The following is a 17022-nucleotide window of genomic DNA, read 5'->3' on the forward strand; positions in this document are numbered from 1 at the left end:
CCGTTGCACTCGGTCGAGATCGCCATCGGCGAACACCACATCACCGCCGAACCAACCATCCCCGCCGAGGCCAGAGACATCCTCAACAAACTCCCACCACCGGGGCACTAGACCTGTGAGAGTCAGGTCCCACGCCGACCGCGCTGAACAGCAGCGTCAACTGGGTGAAGCCCAGCAGCGGGATCGGCTCTCCATCGACCTCCACTGGCACGCCCGCCGACTTTGCGGCAGCGGCGATGACCGTGGTGGCCACAGCGGTGGCGACGCAGGCGAGCACGCCGATGCGCCACAGGGGGATGGCCGGGCGCTGGGAGATGGCGGGGGCACTGCTCTGCTGGACGGTCATTGTCTCGCTCCTTCGGGTAAGTGAGTCGACAATGCAGACCGCGGGCCCGCCCAGTACTCATCGGCCCCCGGCAGATTCTTCGTGATCGGCGGTCGATTTCCGAATATGCCTTAATGTCGCAGGCCGTTTGGGTAAGGTGGTGCGTCGTCGTGACGGGCGCGTGGGAATGAGGCGATCGTGGCTGGGGCCGATGTGCTGCGGAGAGGCAATCTCATCCAGCCGAGCACCGCTCTCGTCGGGCGGCATGCCGAGCTCGCCGAGCTCAGGGGGTTGTTCGGCACCGGGCGCATGGTGACGGTGACCGGGGTGGGCGGCGTCGGCAAGACGCGGGTCGCGCTGGAGGCCGCGCGGGAACTGGCGGACCTGTTCTGTGACGGCGCGTGGGTGGTGCCCCTGTCGGGCCTGCGGGACGGCTCGCTCGTGGGCCATGCGATCGCCCGCACCCTGCGGGTCGTCGACCAGACCGCGCGTCCGCAGCTCGACGTCCTGGCCGATCACCTGTCCGGCAGGCGGCTGCTGCTGGTGCTGGACACGTGCGAGCACCTCCGGGACGCCTGCGCGGGCGTGGTCGAGGTCCTGCTGAAGGCGGCGCCCGGATTGCGCGTGTTGTCCACGAGTCGTCAGGCCCTCGGCGTCAACGGTGAGCGGGTGCTGAAACTCGCGCCGCTGGAGACGGCGGATACGGTTTCGCGGCCCGCGGCGGTCACCCTGTTCGAGGAGCGTGCCGCGGCCGCTACGGGCGGCTTCGCCGTCAGCGATGACAACTGGCGTACCGTCGTGCGGCTGTGTCACCGCTTGGAGGGACTTCCACTGGCCCTGGAACTCGCCGCCGGCCAGCTGCGGCGACTCTCCCTGGAGCAATTGTCGGATCGGCTGGACGACCGGTTCGAGATGCTGGTGGACGGAACCGCGGATGTGTCCCAGGACGTGTCACGGCACGACGCACTGCGCACGACGGTCGGCTGGAGCCACGAGCTGTGCACGCGCCAGGAGCGGCTGCTGTGGGCTCGGCTGTCGGTCTTCGCCGGGGACTTCGATCAGCGGGCGGTCGAACACGTGTGCAGCGACGATGTGCTGCCCGCGGATCGCGTCCCGGGGACGCTGGCGGGGCTCGTCGACAAGTCGATCCTCTCGCGGACCGGAGACGGCGCGGACGTCCGGTACCGGCTGCTGGACACCTTGCGCGAGTACGGCTCGGAATGGCTCGGTGAGCTGGGCGAGCAGCAGAATGTGCGCGGACGGCACCGCGACTGGTATCTGCGTCTGGTCGAGCAGTGCGAGCGGGAGTGGTTCGGCGCCGGCCAGAAGGAGATCTTCACGCGCCTGCTCAGCGAGCACGCCAACGTGAGCGCCGCCCTGGACTACTGCCTCACCACGCCCGGCGAGGCGCAGACCGGCCTGCGGATGGCCGGGGCGCTGTGCTTCTACTGGGTGGGCTGCGGCTTCCTGGCCGAAGGGCGGTACTGGCTGGATCGGGCACTCGCCCTTGACGCCGACGTGACCCGGGTTCGGGCCAAGGCCCTCTGGGTGAACGGCTACATCGCCATCAAGCAGGGCGAAACGGACGCCGCGACCGCGTACCTGGAGGCCGGTCGGGCGGCGGCCCTGCAGATCGGCGACCCGGTGGCGTCGGCCAACGCCGTCCACCGTCTGGGCTGCGTCGCGCTGGTGACCGACGACCACGCGCAAGCGGCCACCCTGTTCAAGGACGCGCTCGCGGCCTATGACTCGCTCGGAGAAATGAACACCAGCGTGATCATGGCGCGCGCCGAGTACGCCATGACGGTCGCGTTCCAGGGTGACCTGCCCTTCGCCGTCGAGTTGTGCGAAGAGGTGCGCGCGATCGGCGAGGAGTACGGCGAGCAGTGGGTCAGGGCCTACGCGCTCTACGTCCTGGCCTTCGCCGCCTGGACCGGTGGCCGGGTCGAGGAGGCGACCGATCTCGCCCGGCAGTGTGTGAACATCAGCCGGACTTTCCATGATCTGGTGTGCGCGGTGCTGGGCATCGAGCTGCTCGCGTTGTTCCACGCGGCGGGCGGCCGTCCTCGGGACGCCGCGGCCCTGCAGGGGGCGGCCGGACGGATCTGGCGGACGGTAGGGCTCCCGCTGTTCGGTTCCGCGTATTTCAACGCCCCGCACAACGAAGGCGAGGCGCTTGCCCGGCAGGCCTTGGGTGACGAGACGTACGGCCACTTCTTCGAGCAGGGGACGGGCCTCGACCTCGACCAGGCCGTCGCCTTCGCGATGGGGGAGCGCCCGAGTGCCCTCCCGCTCACGGAAGCCGCTGATCGCCGCCGCTGACGTCCTTGGAGCAGTGCCTATTCCGCGCCCGCGAGGAGGAAGACCATGACGCAGCCCCGTGAGCATGCCGTTGTGATCGGCGGCAGCCTGATGGGGCTGCTGGCGGCCAGGATCCTCACCGACCACTTCGCCCAGGTCACGCTGATCGAGCGGGACCGTTTCGCGGAGGCCGTCGCGTCCCGTCCCGGCCTGGGGCAGGCCCGCCATCTGCACGTGCTCTGGAGCCGGGGACTGGAGATCGCCGAGCAACTGTTCCCCGGGCTGGAGGACGAACTGCTCGCCGCGGACGTCCCAGAGGTCCGGGTGCCCGCCGACATGCTGTGGCTGACCTCCGCCGGATGGCGGCGCCGGTTCGAGTCGACCCGCCTGCTGACCTTCAGCCGGGACCTCCTCGACTGGACCGTGCGCGCCCGGCTGGCCAAGATCGGGAACCTCCGGCTGCTCTCTGGGCACGAGGTGACCGGGCTGCTGGCCGACGCCGGGGCCGTCACCGGAGTCGAGATGCGGGAGCGCGGGACGACCGGACCGGGTGAGCCGATCACCGCGGACCTGGTCGTCGACGCCACCGGGCGCGCCTCGAAGACCCCCGCCTGGCTGGAGCGGCTCGGCTACCCGGCCGTCCGGCAGACCCTGATCAACCCGCTGCTGGGATATGCCAGCCGCACCTACGCCATCCCCGCCGGGTTCGACCCCGGCTGGAAGGCGCTCTACCTCCAGGCCGACCCTCCGCAGGGCACGCGCACCGGCGCGCTGTTCCCTCAGGAGGGCGGACGGTGGATCGTCAGCCTCTTCGGTGTCGGCGAGGACTACCCGCCCACCGACGACGACGGCTTCCTGGAGTTCGCCAAGAGCCTGCGCAGCCCGGTGCTCTACGAGGCGATCCGCGACGCCGAGCCGCTCACCCCCATCGGCAGCTACCGGCGCACCGAGAATCTCCGCCGTCACTACGAGCGGATGCGGGCATGGCCGAAGAGGTTCCTCGTCTCGGGGGACGCCCTGTGCGCCTTCAACCCGCTCTACGGCCAGGGAATGACCGTCGCGGCGAAGTCCGCGCTCACGCTGGACGCGTGCCTGCGGGCGGACGGCGACCTCGACGGGCTGGCGCGGCGCTTCCACCGCAAGGTGATCAAGAACGCCACCGGCCCGTGGCTGGTGGCCACCGGGGAGGACCTGCGGTACGGCACCACCCAGGGCGCCACGGCCGGTGTCCGGACCAAGATCCTCAACCGCTACGTCGACCGGGTCCAGCACCTCGCCAACGTCGACCCGCGAGTATGCGACCGGTTCGTCGACGTGCTGGCGCTCACCGCCCAGCCCCAGTCCCTGTTCCTGCCGGAGGTGCTCTGGCGCGCCGCCACCACGCGCACGCGCCCGGCCACCGGACCCGACGACCTCGTCCCGTGAGCGGGATGCGAGCCAACGCGCGAGGAGCCCGCGATGCCGCTGCAGACGCCTTCGGAGGTGGGAGGTGACCGCTGATCGCCCGGGGTCGAGTTCGACGGTGCTGCGCATCATCCTCGGCGCACAGCTGCGCCGCCTGCGGGAGGCGTCCGGGCTGAGCCGCCACGAGGCCGGTGACCGCATCCGGAGCTCGGAATCGAAGATCAGCCGGATGGAACTCGGCCGGGTGAGCTTCAAGGAGCGGGACGTCGCCGACCTGCTCACCCTTTACGGTGTGGCCGACCAGGTCGAGCGGGACACGATCCTGGAAAAGGTTCGCGAGGCGAACACGCCGGGATGGTGGCACCGGTACCACGACGTCCTGCCCAACTGGTTCCAGACTTATGTGGGGCTCGAAGAATCGACGTCGCTCATCCGAACGTACGAGATTCAGTTCGTCCCCGGCCTGCTGCAGACTCCCGATTATGCGCGCGCGGTGATCCGGCTCGGGAATCCGGACGCGTCCGCCGCCGAGATCGAGCACCGGGTCGAACTGCGGCTGCGCCGCCAGGAACGGCTCTCCGGACCGGACGCCCCCCGGCTGTGGGCCGTCATCGATGAGACGGCGCTGCGCCGGCCACTCGGCGGAGCCGAGACGATGCGGGGCCAGCTCGAGCATCTCATCGCCATGTCCACGCGACCGAACACCACGATTCAGATCATGCCGTTCCGTTTCGGGGGCCACGTCGCGGAGGGCGGCGCGTTCACCATTCTGCGCTTCCCCGAGCCCGAGGTGCCGGACGTGGTCTACCTGGAGAACCTCACTGGCGCGCTCTATCTGGACAAGCCGGAGGAGACCGAAAGCTACCTGCGAACGATTGAACGGCTGTGCGTGGACAGCGCCACTCCGGAGTCCACTCCCGAGGTCCTCTTGGACGTCCTCAGGAGGGAATACCGAACGCCGACGGCGGCCGAGACCTTCGCGCAGCAGGGTGGAACGGTGCGCACGCGCAGTTGCCGGATTCCGGCGGCGTCCCAGAACCATGGTGATTTCCATGCCGTCCTGCCCACGCCTTTCGGCACCCGGATCCTGATCGGGGACGTGCTCGGTACAGGCGAATCAGCCCAGCAGACGGCGGCCGCCGCACTCGGCAACTTCCGGCAACTGGCTCTCAATGAGCCGAACCTGCCGGGGGTGGCCGAGCGGATGCATTCGGTCCTCGCCCCGATGCTCCAGGACGACGAATTCGTCACCGCGCTGCTGCTCACCCTCCGCGAGGACACCGCCGAAATGGTGTGCTGCGGGAACCCGCCGCCCCTGCTGATGAGAGAGGGCCGGGTACTTCCATTCGAAGCTCTGCCCGCCTATCCGCCGCTGACCCTGCTCGACCTCGACGGCCAGTGGTGCGAGACCACGACCGTGCCGCTCCGCCACGGTGATCGCCTGCTGCTGCACACCTACGGCCTGATGCAGGCACGCGACGAGGGAGGCCGCGCCTATCCGCATTCGGAACGGGCGGCCGCACTGAGCACGGACGATCCGGCCCTTGCATTGGAGAACATCAGAGCCGACCTGCTCGACCACGCGGTGGACGGTCTCGGCCTCTCGACGACACTCCTGCTGGCGGACCTCGAACGACCTACTCCGCAGCCGTTCCCCGCAGATCCGCACGGGCGATCCACTGGAATCAGCCACCTGGAGTCCGGCTGAGCGTTACCTTCGGACGGTGCCCTCACACTGGTCCGACGAACACGCCGGCTTTCACCCTGAGATCCCCAATGAGGCACGCATCCTCGATTACCTCACCGGCGGCAAGGACCATTTCGCCGTGGACCGTGAGGCGGCCGAGCAGGCGCTGCGGATCGCGCCCGAACTGAGGGTCGCCGCCATGCAGTCGCGCCGGTTCCTGCGCCGCGCGGTGGAAGCCCTCGTCGCCGAAGGCATGCGGCAGTTCATCGATGTGGGCTGCGGGCTGCCCACGCCGGGCAGCGTCCACCACATCCTCCAGGAGACCGCGCCGGGCTCCCGGCTGGTCTGTGTGGACAACGATCCCGTCGTGGCGGCGCACGCCGCCTCGGTGGTCGGTATCGGCGGGCCGTCCCGGATCGTGATGGCCGACATGCGCGACCCCGACGCGCTGATGGACGACCCGGTCGTCACGTCGGTGATCGACCTGGACGAGCCGGTCGGGCTCGTCCTGCATTCGGTCCTGGCAGTGATTCCGGAGGACGACGTCGCGGACCACATCGTCCAGGGGCTCCTGGCGCGGGTGGCGCCGGGCAGCCACCTGCTGCTGGCGCACGCCATCAGTGATCCCGACCCCGAGACGACCGCCCGGCTCGCCGCGCTCTATCAGGAGAACAAGACGGTCCGGGGTGCGCGGACGCGCTCGAACCTGCGCACCGCGGCCGAGGTCGAGGACCTGATGCGGGACCTGGACCTGCTGCCGCCCGGCATGGTCCTGCTGCAGCAGTGGCGGCCCGGCACCGCCGAGCCGGAGCCGGCCCCGCGGTCGATCCACGCGATCGGCGGAATCGGCCGCAAGCCCTGACGCGCAAGCGCCGCGGCATCAGTACGAGCTCTTCCATATTCGCCGGCGACTGCATGTAGTCAAAGATTCGTCACTGTCGATTCGTGTTCGCCGGGGTGGGTACTCGGATGGCGGCCACCGGGTAGCGCGATCAACTCACCGTGGAGGTTCACGTGGCAGGAGCCGACAACGACAAGCAACGCCAGCTCGACTACCACCGGGTCAGGTCGGACGGAGCCCAATACACCACAGACCAGGGCATCGGGGTCGACGACACCGACAACTCGCTGTCGGTGGGGGAGCGCGGCCCGACCCTGCTGGAGGACTTCCACTTCCGCGAGAAGATCATGCGGTTCGACCACGAGCGGATCCCCGAGCGGGTGGTGCACGCGCGCGGGTCCGGCGCGTACGGGGAGTTCCAGGTGTACGAGTCCCTGGAGGACATCACGTGCGCCGACTTCCTGTGCGACCCGTCCCTGGTCACGCCCACGTTCGTGCGGTTCTCCACCGTCGCCGGCGAGCGCGGTTCGGCCGACACCGTCCGGGACGTGCGGGGCTTCGCGACCAAGTTCTACACCCGGCAGGGCAACTACGACCTGGTCGCCAACAACTTCCCGGTGTTCCCGATCCAGGACGGCATCAAGTTCCTCGACTTCGTGCACGCGGTGAAGCCGGAGCCGCGCAACCAGATCCCCCAGGCACAGTCGGCGCACGACACCCTGTGGGACTTCGTGCAGATGCAGCCCGAGACCATGCACTTCATCATGTGGCTGATGTCGGACCGGGCGATCCCGCGCAGCTACCGGATGATGCAGGGCTTCGGCGTGCACACCTTCCGGTTCGTCAACGCCCAGGGCAAGGGCACGTTCGTGAAGTTCCACTGGCGGCCGAAGCTCGGCACGTACTCGCTGGTGTGGGACGAGGTCCTGCGCGTCCAGGGCAACGACCCCGACTTCAACCGGCGCGACCTGTGGGACACCATCGACAGCGGCGACTTCGCCGAGTTCGAGCTGTGCGTCCAGCTGGTGGCCGAGGAGGACGAGCACAAGTTCGACTTCGACCTGCTCGACTCCACCAAGATCATTCCGGAGGAGGAGGTGCCGCTGCGGCCGATCGGCAAGATGGTCCTCAACCGGAACCCGCAGAACTTCTTCGCCGAGACCGAGCAGGTCGCGTTCTGCACCGCCAACATCGTCGCCGGCATCGACTTCACCAACGACCCGCTGCTGCAGGCGCGCAACTTCTCCTACCTCGACACCCAGCTCATCCGCCTCGGCGGGCCCAACCACCAGCAGATCCCCGTCAACCGGCCGATCGCGCCCGTGCACAACGACCACCGGGACGGCTACCACCAGCACATGATCCACGACAGCGACACCGCCTACGCCAAGAACTCGATCAGCGGCGGCTGCCCGGCGACCGCCGCCGACACCGGGAAGATGCAGGGGGTGTTCCGGCACTACGAGGAGCGCGTGTCGGGCGAGGTGATCCGCCGGCGCAGCCCGAGCTTCGAGGACCACTACTCCCAGGCGACGCTGTTCTGGAACAGCATGGCCGGCTGGGAGAAGACCCACATCGTCAACGCGCTGCTGTTCGAGCTCGGCCACGTGGAGCGCCGCTACATCAAGGAGAAGGTCGTCGAGCGGCTCGCCAACGTGGACGGCGACCTCGCCACGCAGGTGGCCGACGGCCTCGGTATCACCGCGCCGAGTCAGACCGTGACGAACCACGGCAGGTCGTCCCCGGCGCTCAGCATGGCCGACCAGCCGAGGTCGATCGCCACCCGCAAGATCGCCGTGCTGGCCGGCGACCAGACCGACGCGGGGACGCTGCAACCGGTACTGGAGGCACTGCGCGGCCAGGGCGCCATCTGCGAGATCGTCGCTCCGCACGAGGGCACCGTGGCGACGCTCGCGGTCGACAAGCAGCTGAGCGCGGCGAACTCGGTGCTCTACGACGCGGTGCTGGCGGCCGGCGGGCAGGAACTCGTCGCCGACGGATACGCCGTCCAGTTCGTCCGCGAGGCGTTCAAGCACTGCAAGGCGGTCGGCGTGCTGCCGGGCGCCGAACCGCTGCTGGAGGCCGCGAACCTGCCCGGACGCCAGGGCGTCGTCGACGCGAGCGCGGGGGACGCGTTCGCGCAGCAGTTCGCCGACGCGGTCGCCGCGCACCGCCACTGGGACCGCGACCTCGCCTCCTTCCCCGCCTGACACCGACTCCTTCCGCACGCGGCCGGCGCCCCACGGCGCCGGCCGCGTGCGGCGCCGGCGCGTGGCGCGATGGTAGAACGTGTTCTACTCTATCCCTGGAGTAGTGACTGGACATGTGTCCAATTCCCTCGTGTGCGCGGAGGTGCTCGTGGTCCGAGCCGATTACGTCGTGGTGGGCGCGGGCAGCGCCGGGTGCGCGGTGGCGCGCCGTCTCGCCGAGAGCGGGGCGAGCGTGGTGGTGCTGGAGGCCGGGGGCCGCGACACCGCGCGGGGGGTGAAGAACCTGCTGGAGATCCCCGGTGCGGTCGCGGTGATGCTCTCCACACCGCAGCTGAAGAAACTCGTCGACTGGGGGTACAAGTCGGTGCCTCAGACGTCGGCGTGGGGACGGGTGATCCCGCAGACGCGCGGCAGGGTGCTCGGCGGCTCCAGTTCGGTCAACGGCATGTTGTTCGTGCGCGGCAACCGGCAGAACTTCGACGACTGGGCCGCGGACGGCGCCGAGGGCTGGTCGTACGAGGACGTGCTGCCCGCGTTCAAGCGGCTCGAAGACTGGGAGGACGGCGCCGGCGAGCTGCGGGGGGCCGGGGGCCCAGTCAAGGTGCGGCGGCAGAAGGACCTCACCGAGGCGTCCCGCAGCTTCATCGACGCCGCGACCGACCGGCTCGCCGTCCCGTTCCTGGACGACTACAACGGCCCCGAGCAGGAGGGCGTCGGCGTCTTCCAGCTCAGCGCGGACCGCGGGGTGCGCTACTCGGCCGCCCGCGCCTACCTGCGCACCGACCCGCCGGACAACCTGCTGGTCCTCACCGATGCCGACGCGGCCCGGATCGTGCTGAGCGGCGGCCGCGCCACCGGCGTCGAGGTCGTCGGCGCGGACGGCGAACGGCAGGTCATCGCCGCCGACCGCGAGGTGATCGTCTCCGCCGGGGTGTTCGGCTCGCCCAAGCTGCTGCAGCTGTCGGGGATCGGGCCGGCGGCGCTCCTGCGGCAGCACGGCATCGAGGTGGTCAGCGACCTGCCGGTGGGCGACAACCTGCACGACCACCTGTTCGTCCCGGTCTCCTTCCGGATGGACTCGGCGCTGCGGCGGCCGACGCCGGCGTACTTCATGCGCGGGCTCGCGCGGGCGCGGCTGCACCGCTTGGGCTGGGCGAGCGGCTCGCAGTTCGAGGCGACCGGGTTCGTGCGCAGCTCGCTGTCCGGCGCGATCCCCGACCTGCAGCTGCACGCGCTGTACTGGGTCTATCCGTTCCCCAACCAGGACGGCGACAAGGCGGTGCGCCCGCCCACGTCCAAGCCCGGCCTCAGCGTCTTCCCGACGCTGATCTACCCCGAGAGCCGGGGGACGGTCCGGATCGCCGGCCCCGACCCGGCGCTGCCGCCGCTGATCGACCCCGCCTACCTGACGGCCGGCAAGGACGCCGAGGTGCTGATGGAGGGCATCTCGATCGTCCGGGAGGTGATGGCGGGAACGGGCGACAACCAGGGTGAGATCCGCCCCGGCCCCGACTACACCGACTCCGCCGAACTGCGGCGGTTCCTGCCCAACATCGTGCACTCGGTCTACCACCCGGTCGGCACCTGCCGGATCGGATCGGACGAGCGCGCCGTCGTCGATCCGCAACTGCGGGTCCGGGGCGTCGAGGGGCTGCGGGTCGCCGACGCGTCGGTCATGCCGTCGGTCACCGGAGGCAACACCAACGCGCCCTCGATCATGATCGGTGAGCGCTGCGCGGACCTCGTCCTCGGGACGGAGGCGGCCAAGTGAGCGAGGAAGCCCCGATCCTGCTGGTCGAGGACGCCGACCGCGTCCGGACGATCACGCTCAACCGGCCCGCCGCGCTCAACGCGTTCAACGAGGCCCTCTACGACGCGCTGACGGACGCGCTGCTGGAGGCCGCCGACGACCCGGCGGTGGCGGTGGTGCTGCTGACCGGCAGCGGACGCGCGTTCAGCGCCGGCACCGACCTGGTCGAGATGGGCGAGCGCATCGCCGACCCGGACTTCGAACCCGGCAAGCACGGATTCATCGGCCTCATCGACGCCCTGGACGCGTTCGACAAGCCGCTGATCCTGGCGGTCAACGGGCTGGGGCTGGGCATCGGGCTGACCGTCATCGGGTTCGCGGACCTGGTCCTGATGTCCGGCGACGCCCGGCTCAAGACCCCGTTCACCAGCCTGGGCGTCGCGCCGGAGGCCGCGTCGAGCTACCTGCTGCCCCGCCTGGTCGGCCGTCAGAACGCCGCCTGGATCCTGCTGTCGGCGGAATGGATCTCCGCGGCCGAGGCCAAGGAGATGGGACTGGTCTGGCGGGTCTGCGAGCCCGCCGCCCTGCTGGACGAGGCGCACCGGGTCGCGGCCACGCTGGCGAGCCGCCCGATCTCCAGCCTGCGCGAGGTCAAGCGCGACATGACCGCGCCGCTGCGCGAGGAGATCCGGCGGGCCCGGGAGCGGGAGAACGACGGTTTCGCCCGGCTCATGGGCGGCCCCGCCAACGCCGAGGCCCTGGCGGCTTTCGCCGAGGGCCGCGACCCCGACTTCACCTCCCTCCCGCCGGGCTGGTAGGCCCGGCGCAGGATCTCCCCGGTCGCCGGGCCCGTTTGACAGGCGATGCTGCATCTACTTAGTTATTGCATACTTGTTGCAGTTACTGAGGGGACGCATGGGTTCGGCAACGGTGGCCCCGGCAGCGGCGGAGGCGGGATCCGACCTCGACGATCTGGGGGCGTCCTCCCGCCGGCGCCGGTACCTGCTCCTCCTGCTCGGGCTGCTGGCGGTCTTCCTCGCCACGGTCGTCGCGGCGGTCGGGATGGGCGCGGTGTCGGTGCCGCCGCTGACCGTCCTCGACATCGTCGGCCACCACCTCGTGGGCAGCCCGGCCGAGGTCACCTGGCGTCCGGCGCACGACTCGATCGTGTGGCGGGTCCGGTTGCCGCGCGTGCTGCTGGGCGCGGCGGTCGGTGCCGGGCTCGCCGTCACCGGCATGGCCCTGCAGGCGATGGTGCGCAACATGCTCGCCGACCCGTACCTGCTGGGCGTCAACTCCGGCGGATCGACGGGCGCGGCGGCGGCGATCCTCTTCGGGTTCGGTGCGGGGTGGGGCGAGCACGCGCTGCAGTTCGCCGCCTTCCTGGGGGCGCTCGCCGCCTCGCTGCTGGTCTTCGTGATCGCGCGGACGGCGGGACGGGTCACCTCGACGCGGCTGCTGATGACCGGGGTGGCCGTCGGCTACGCGCTCTACGCGCTGACCAGCTTCCTGATCTTCGCGTCCGATTCGGCCGAGGGGTCGAGGTCGGTGCTGTTCTGGCTGCTGGGCACGCTGGCGCTCGCGCACTGGTCGGTGCCGCTGGTCGTGGTCGTGGCCGCCGTCGTCCTGGTGACCGGCCTGCTCACGCTGTGGGGACGGCGGCTGGACGCGCTGGCGATCGGTGACGAGACCGCGCAGACCCTGGGGGTCTCGCCGGCGCGGTTCCGGCTGGTGCTGCTGGTGCTGGTGTCGCTGGCCGTGGGGGTGCTGGTGGCCTCCTCGGGCAGCATCGGCTTCGTCGGGCTGGTGATCCCGCACCTGGCCCGGCGCATCGTGGGCGCCACCCACCGGCGGGCCATTCCCGTCGCGGCGCTGATCGGCGCGACCTTCCTGCTGTGGGCCGACCTGGCCGCCCGCATGGTGCTGAGCCCGCAGGAACTGCCGATCGGCATCATCACCGCGCTGGTCGGCGCGCCGTTCCTGCTCATCCTGGTCCGCCGCCTGCACGCCGGAAGCGAGTGAGACAGCCATGATCGAAGGACGCGGGCTCAGCTACGCCTACGGATCGACGACCGTGGTGCGCGACATCGACGTCCGAGCGGAATCGGGCCGGATCCTCGGGCTGCTCGGCCCGAACGGCAGCGGCAAGACCACGGTCGTGCGGATGCTCACCGGGATCGTCGCGCCCCGCAGCGGGCACGTCCTGCTGGACGGGCGTCCGCTGGACGCCTTCCCCCACCGCGAACTCGCCCGGCAGATCGCCGTCGTGCTGCAGGAGTCGTCCGGCGACCTGCCGATGACCGTGGCCGACATGGTCATGCTCGGCCGGGCGCCGCACCAGTCGACGTTCTCCCGCAACAGCGCCGAGGACCACCGCATCGCGGCGGCCGCGCTGCGCAGGGTCGGCGCCCGGCACCTGGCGGACCGGATCTTCGTCCGGCTGTCCGGCGGCGAGAAGCAGCGCGTGATGATCGCCCGCGCGCTGGCGCAGCAGCCGGCGCACCTGGTCCTGGACGAGCCGACCAACCACCTCGACATCCGGTTCCAGCACGAGCTGCTCACCATGATCCGCGGGCTCGGCATCACCACGGTCATCGTGCTCCACGACCTGAATCTGGCCGCCCGCTACTGCGACGACGTCCTGGTCCTCCAGCAGGGCGACGTCGTCGCGCACGGACCCTGCGCCGACGTGCTGACGCCCGAACTCCTCGAAGGCGTCTACGGCGTCGGCGTCGAACGCCTCGACACCTCGCGCGGCATCCAGTTCCTCTTCCACCCGCTCGACACCGCGTCCGTACCGGCGTCCGCGAGCAGCGGCTGACCCGGACGCCGTACCGATCACTGCAAGGAGTAGTCCGTCAGATGAAGCGATACCTCGCCTGGTTCGGGGCCGGCCTGCTGGCCGCCGCGCTGGCCGGCTGCGGCTCGACCGGCCCGGAGGCGGACGGCCAGGGGAACACCGCGGCGGGCTATCCCGTCACCGTCCAGAACTGCGGGGTGGACGTCAAGGTGGACGAGCCGCCCTCCCGCGCCATGATCGTCAACAGTGCGCCGCTGCAGTACCTGTCCTCGCTCGGCGTCCTCGACCGGCTGGGATCGCGGGCCGGGAAGTTCCCGCCGGAGTACTATTCGGAGCAGACGCTCGCGGCGGTCGGCAAGGTCCCGTCCCTCACCGACCGGCTCGGCTCCGACGGGCATCTGAAGATCTCCACCGAGGCGATCATCGCCCAGGACCCCGACCTGCTGCTCGGCCTGCCGGAGGGCGTCACGCGGGAGTCCCTCGCCGCCGCCGGCATCCCCGTGCTCCTGGAGCCCAGCTTCTGCCCGGACGGGATCGAGGACCCCGGCTACGAGACGATCTACAGCCAGATGCGGCTGTACGGGAAGGTCTTCGACCGGCAGGCGCAGGCCGAGCAGGCCGTCAAGGACCTCCAGAAGCGCATCACGACCGTCGAAGCGGGCCTTCCCGCCCAGAAGGGCCGCAAGGTGGCCGTGCTGTGGCCCTACCGGGGCGAAGGGACCGTCGGGGCCTACGGCAACCAGAGCATGGCCACACCCCAGCTCAAGACGCTCGGCGCGCGGAAGGTGTTCGCCGACGTCGACAAGCGCATCTTCGAAGTGTCGATGGAGGAACTGCTGGGACGCGACCCCGACACCATCGTCCTGCTGCACACCGAAGGCACCGACCAGGAGATCAAGCAGGCCCTGCTCGACATCCCCGGCGCCAAGGACCTCCGCGCGGTCAAGAACGACGCGATCACCGTGCAGCTGTTCAACTTCACCGAACCGCCCACGCCCCTGGTCCTGGACGGACTGGAGCGCCTCGCCGCCTACTTCAAGGGAAAGTGAACGCCATGCCCTCGAACTCGCCCGTCCAGGAGCGGATCACCTGGTACTGGGACCAGCACGCCCCCGCCTACCAGGAATTCCAGGAGCAGCGCCTCGCGCACCCCGACTACAACGCCGCCTGGACCCGGATCTGGCAGGACGCGCTGCCGGACGACGCCGAAACCGTCCTCGACATCGGTACCGGCACCGGTCACGCCGCACTGACCATCGCCGCCCTCGGCCGCCGCGTGACCGGCATCGACATCGCGCCCGCCATGCTCGACTACGCACGCGACAACGCCCAGCGCCGCGGACTCGACATCACCTTCGTCCAAGGCGACGCGGTCAGGCCCGAAGCGCCCGGCGCCCCCTTCGACGCACTCGTCAGCCGCTACCTCCTCTGGACACTGCCCGACGTCGACACCGCGCTGAGCAACTGGCGCCGCCTGCTCCGCCCCGGAGGCCGGCTGGCCATCGCGGACGCGCCCTGGCACGCCGGCGGAATGCGGCACTCCGACACCGACCCCAGAGCCCGCGCCTACGACGAGGAGGCCCGCCGCGCACTGGTGCTGGCGGAAGCGGAGACCATCACCGCCTGGCAGGACCGGATCACCGCCGCAGGCTTCGCGGACGTCGAGGTCACCGCGCTGACTGACCTCTACGAACTCGACGGCGTCCACGGCGTCGCGGCCGACCACCGCCGCACCCTGCAACACCTGATCACCGCGCGGAACCCCGAGACGGCCACGTCCCGCCCCCAGGACGGGGGATAAGCCACACGTCCGCGAAAGAAATCCGGGCGGCGGTGTCGGATCGAGGGGGTGGTGTTCGTAGCAGGGGTGAGGCCGCCCACGAGGGCGCTCCCAACGAGAAGGGAACCCCGATCATGAAGCTGACGACCAACACGCAGGTCTCCGTCGATGGAGTGGTGCAGGCGAACGGTGGGCGGAACCCGGACTTCGACCCCGGTTTCGAGCGCGGCGGGTGGGCCCGGCCGCTGTTCGACGGCGAGGCCATGACGTTCGTCGACGAGTTCTACCAGCGCGCCGACGCCTTCCTGTTCGGCCGGCGGACCTACGATCTGTTCGCCGGCTACTGGGGAGTGATGGAGCCGGGCAGCAGCCCCATCGCGGACGTGTTGAACACGCGGCCCAAGTACGTCGCGTCGAACACGCTCACCGACGCGGGCTGGGCGGACACGACCGTCCTGTCCGGGGACGTCGCGGCGGCCGTCCGCGAGTTGAAGGCCAGGCCGGGAGGCGAGTTGCAGGTGCACGGGAGCGGCAGGCTCGTCCGCTGGCTCCTCGCCAACGGGCTGGTCGACGAGATCAACCTGCTCGTCTGCCCGGTCGTCGTCGGCGCGGGCACGCGGCTGTTCCCCGAAAACGGCCCGGACCTGGCGCTTGAGCCGGTGGAGTCGCGAACCTATCCGAAGGGCATAACGCTCCAGGTCTTTCGGCCCGCCGGACGTCCGCAGTACGCGGCCTGAAGCACGGGAGGCGATCCGGGATGCAGTACCTGATCTCCGTCATCCATGACAGCGGCGACCTCGCCACCGCGGCCGAGGCGTTCGCGACCGCCGTCGAGCGGTGGCCGGCCGGCGGTGTACCGCCCAACCCCGGCGGCTGGCTGACCACCACCGCCAACCGGAAGGCCATCGACCGGATCCGGCGTGAGAACAAGCGCGACGACAGGCACAAGGAGGCTCAGATGGTCTACGACGACTGTCCGAGCCTCCCGGCGCCATCGATGACGACCGGCTCCGGCTGATCTTCACCTGCTGCCACCCGGCGCTGGCGATGGAGGCCCGCGTGGCGCTGACGCTGCGCATGGTCGGCGGGCTGACCGTGCCCGAGATCGCCCGCGCCTTCCTGGTGCGGGAGAGCGCCATGGGGCGGCGGATCACCCGCGCGAAGGACAAGATCAAGGCGGCGCGCATCCCGTACCGGGTGCCGTCCGCCGAGGATCTCCCGGCGCGCGTCTCCGGCGTGCTCGCCGTCCTGTTCCTCGTCTTCAACGAGGGCTACCTGGCGACCGGCCCCGGCACCGGTCCGGTACGTCCCGGCCTGACCGCCGAGGCGATCCGGCTCACCCGCCTGGTCCGCGCCCTCCTGCCGGACGACGGCGAGGCGACGGGGCTGCTGGCGCTGATGCTGCTCACCGAGGCCCGCCGCCCCGCCCGCGTCTCGGCGGGCGGCGACCTGGTCGCGCTCGACGAGCAGGACCGCGGGACGTGGGACGTGGCGCTGATCGCCGAGGGCCACCGGCTGGTGCGCGAGCGCCTGGCCGCCCGGACGGCTCCGGGGCGCTACCAGATCCTCGCGGCGATCAACGCCGTGCACACCTCGGCCCGCGACATGCGCGACACCGACTGGTCGCAGGTCGTCGCCCTCTACGACCAGCTCGTCCGCGTCGACCCGTCGCCGGTCATCGCCCTCAACCGGGCGATCGCGGTCGCCGAACTCGACGGCCCGGAGGTCGCGCTGGCGGCCGTCGACCGCCTCGCCGACAGATTGGCCGGCTACCACGCCTACCATGCGGCCCGCGCCGACCTGCTGCGCCGGCTGGGCCGGAGCCGTGAGTCACGCGCGGCGTACGACAGGGCGATCGAGCTGGCGGGCAACACCGCCGAGACCGCCTACCTGACCCGCCGCCGCGACCAGCTTCCGATGTGAA

At 70.5% G+C, this 17022-nt stretch carries 14 protein-coding genes and 2 pseudogenes; 15 read left to right on the top strand and 1 reads right to left on the bottom strand.

Annotated features, from left to right (window positions below; translation table 11 throughout):
* Positions 1-82 precede the first annotated feature (82 nt).
* Positions 83-346 (bottom strand): DUF6069 family protein, encoded by a 264-nt coding sequence (locus HUX53_RS17575; RefSeq protein ID WP_176404287.1) that lies wholly within the window; start codon positions 344-346, stop codon positions 83-85.
* 177 nt (positions 347-523) lie between these two features.
* On the opposite strand from HUX53_RS17575, the gene HUX53_RS17580 reads away from it, so the two are divergent.
* The 15 genes and pseudogenes from HUX53_RS17580 to HUX53_RS17640 all read left to right on the top strand — a co-directional run bounded on the left by HUX53_RS17580 (position 524) and on the right by HUX53_RS17640 (position 17021).
* Entirely contained in the window at positions 524-2647 is a 2124-nt protein-coding gene (locus tag HUX53_RS17580) for an NB-ARC domain-containing protein (RefSeq protein WP_176404288.1), read from the top strand.
* 45 nt (positions 2648-2692) lie between these two features.
* The gene (locus tag HUX53_RS17585; RefSeq protein WP_176404289.1) at positions 2693-4051 is read left to right on the top strand and encodes an NAD(P)/FAD-dependent oxidoreductase; all 1359 of its coding nucleotides are present in this window, start codon (positions 2693-2695) and stop codon (positions 4049-4051) included.
* A gap of 109 nt (positions 4052-4160) precedes the next feature.
* A pseudogene (locus tag HUX53_RS41240) lies at positions 4161-4973 on the top strand (helix-turn-helix domain-containing protein); the annotation flags it as partial.
* Positions 4974-5117: 144 nt separating this feature from the next.
* Positions 5118-5738: pseudogene (locus tag HUX53_RS41245) on the top strand (PP2C family protein-serine/threonine phosphatase); the annotation flags it as partial.
* Between the two features lie 16 nt (positions 5739-5754).
* The gene (locus HUX53_RS17595; protein WP_176404291.1) at positions 5755-6579 is read left to right on the top strand and encodes an SAM-dependent methyltransferase; all 825 of its coding nucleotides are present in this window, start codon (positions 5755-5757) and stop codon (positions 6577-6579) included.
* A gap of 152 nt (positions 6580-6731) precedes the next feature.
* Complete coding sequence (locus HUX53_RS17600) at positions 6732-8768, top strand: catalase (RefSeq protein ID WP_176404292.1); 2037 nt, start codon at positions 6732-6734, stop codon at positions 8766-8768.
* A gap of 148 nt (positions 8769-8916) precedes the next feature.
* Positions 8917-10539, top strand: a complete 1623-nt coding sequence (locus tag HUX53_RS42560; RefSeq protein WP_176404293.1) for a GMC family oxidoreductase N-terminal domain-containing protein — start codon at positions 8917-8919, stop codon at positions 10537-10539.
* Positions 10536-11336 (top strand): enoyl-CoA hydratase/isomerase family protein, encoded by an 801-nt coding sequence (locus tag HUX53_RS17610; RefSeq protein WP_217919564.1) that lies wholly within the window; start codon positions 10536-10538, stop codon positions 11334-11336. Before HUX53_RS42560 ends, HUX53_RS17610 begins: the two co-directional genes overlap by 4 nt.
* 97 nt (positions 11337-11433) lie before the next feature.
* Complete coding sequence (locus HUX53_RS17615) at positions 11434-12540, top strand: iron ABC transporter permease (protein WP_176404294.1); 1107 nt, start codon at positions 11434-11436, stop codon at positions 12538-12540.
* Between the two features lie 7 nt (positions 12541-12547).
* Positions 12548-13339 (top strand): ABC transporter ATP-binding protein, encoded by a 792-nt coding sequence (locus HUX53_RS17620; protein ID WP_176404295.1) that lies wholly within the window; start codon positions 12548-12550, stop codon positions 13337-13339.
* Between the two features lie 41 nt (positions 13340-13380).
* The gene (locus HUX53_RS17625) at positions 13381-14367 is read left to right on the top strand and encodes an ABC transporter substrate-binding protein (protein WP_176404296.1); all 987 of its coding nucleotides are present in this window, start codon (positions 13381-13383) and stop codon (positions 14365-14367) included.
* A 5-nt stretch (positions 14368-14372) separates the two neighbouring features.
* The gene (locus HUX53_RS17630) at positions 14373-15119 is read left to right on the top strand and encodes a class I SAM-dependent methyltransferase (protein ID WP_176404297.1); all 747 of its coding nucleotides are present in this window, start codon (positions 14373-14375) and stop codon (positions 15117-15119) included.
* 113 nt (positions 15120-15232) lie between these two features.
* Positions 15233-15835, top strand: a complete 603-nt coding sequence (locus tag HUX53_RS17635; RefSeq protein ID WP_176404298.1) for a dihydrofolate reductase family protein — start codon at positions 15233-15235, stop codon at positions 15833-15835.
* 20 nt (positions 15836-15855) lie between these two features.
* Positions 15856-16116: a sigma factor gene (locus tag HUX53_RS40065; protein ID WP_217919565.1), complete on the top strand. Its 261-nt coding sequence runs from the start codon at positions 15856-15858 to the stop codon at positions 16114-16116.
* On the top strand, positions 16116-17021 hold the full coding sequence (locus tag HUX53_RS17640) for a DUF6596 domain-containing protein (protein ID WP_309237293.1): 906 nt from the start codon (positions 16116-16118) through the stop codon (positions 17019-17021). Before HUX53_RS40065 ends, HUX53_RS17640 begins: the two co-directional genes overlap by 1 nt.
* Position 17022: the final 1 nt, after the last annotated feature.

The sequence above is a fragment of the Actinomadura sp. BRA 177 genome, assembly GCF_013372625.1.
In the GTDB taxonomy this organism is placed as follows: Bacteria; Actinomycetota; Actinomycetes; order Streptosporangiales; family Streptosporangiaceae; genus Spirillospora.

Bases quoted from the DNA above. Each gene is read 5' to 3' on its own strand.
- HUX53_RS17575 (WP_176404287.1), bottom strand. From the start codon at position 346: ATGACCGTCCAGCAGAGCAGTGCCCCCGCCATCTCCCAGCGCCCGGCC.
- HUX53_RS17585 (WP_176404289.1), top strand. From the start codon at position 2,693: ATGACGCAGCCCCGTGAGCATGCCGTTGTGATCGGCGGCAGCCTGATG.
- HUX53_RS17615 (WP_176404294.1), top strand. From the start codon at position 11,434: ATGGGTTCGGCAACGGTGGCCCCGGCAGCGGCGGAGGCGGGATCCGAC.
- HUX53_RS17620 (WP_176404295.1), top strand. From the start codon at position 12,548: ATGATCGAAGGACGCGGGCTCAGCTACGCCTACGGATCGACGACCGTG.
- HUX53_RS17625 (WP_176404296.1), top strand. From the start codon at position 13,381: ATGAAGCGATACCTCGCCTGGTTCGGGGCCGGCCTGCTGGCCGCCGCG.
- HUX53_RS17630 (WP_176404297.1), top strand. From the start codon at position 14,373: ATGCCCTCGAACTCGCCCGTCCAGGAGCGGATCACCTGGTACTGGGAC.
- HUX53_RS17635 (WP_176404298.1), top strand. From the start codon at position 15,233: ATGAAGCTGACGACCAACACGCAGGTCTCCGTCGATGGAGTGGTGCAG.
- HUX53_RS40065 (WP_217919565.1), top strand. From the start codon at position 15,856: ATGCAGTACCTGATCTCCGTCATCCATGACAGCGGCGACCTCGCCACC.